We start from the raw sequence: 602 nt of genomic DNA on the forward strand, positions 1-602 counted from the left end.
ATGTGAAGATGACGATATTAAATAACGAACTAATGGATGAAAATGAACTAATATATCAATTTCAACATAACTATTTAAAAAGAAATGAGGTTTTCTCTTTATTGATGAAGCCTTATTGGTCAGCATTGTATTCGCGATGTTTATATAAAATAAAAGATAAAGAAAGTATTGATGATGTACTGCAAGATGTGTTGTTGAAAATTTATCAAGGGCTGCCTAAATATTACCACAATGGTGTATTTAAAACCTGGATATATAAGATAGCTGATAATGTATGTTATTCATATTTAAGAACTAATATGAAATATATGAGGGGTAATATTTCAATTGATACTTTAGAACCAGCAACAAATGTTCATTCGATGAATGTTGAACACGAAATAGATGTTGGCTCAGTAGTCAGTGATTTACCATTTAAAGAGCAAGAGATCATTGATCTTAGGTTCTATCAAGATCTTACGCTTTTAGAAATCAGTGATATTTTATGTATTACTATTAGTGCATGTAAAATGCGCTTATATCGAGCATTGAAATCACTGAGTCATTTATTGTTTGGATATCGATATCATTAAAAATACAAAATATTGTGAATCGTCTATTAT

Annotated in this window: 1 protein-coding gene; it reads left to right on the plus strand. The window is 28.6% G+C overall.

The window, feature by feature from the left end; genetic code table 11:
* A partial coding sequence (locus E5A76_RS09625; RefSeq protein WP_262383649.1) for an RNA polymerase sigma factor occupies positions 1-572 on the plus strand: 572 nt, incomplete at its 5' end.
* Between the last annotated feature and the right edge of the window lie 30 nt (positions 573-602).

This window comes from Photobacterium lucens (assembly GCF_009873615.1).
Classification (GTDB): Bacteria; Pseudomonadota; Gammaproteobacteria; order Enterobacterales; family Vibrionaceae; genus Photobacterium; species Photobacterium lucens.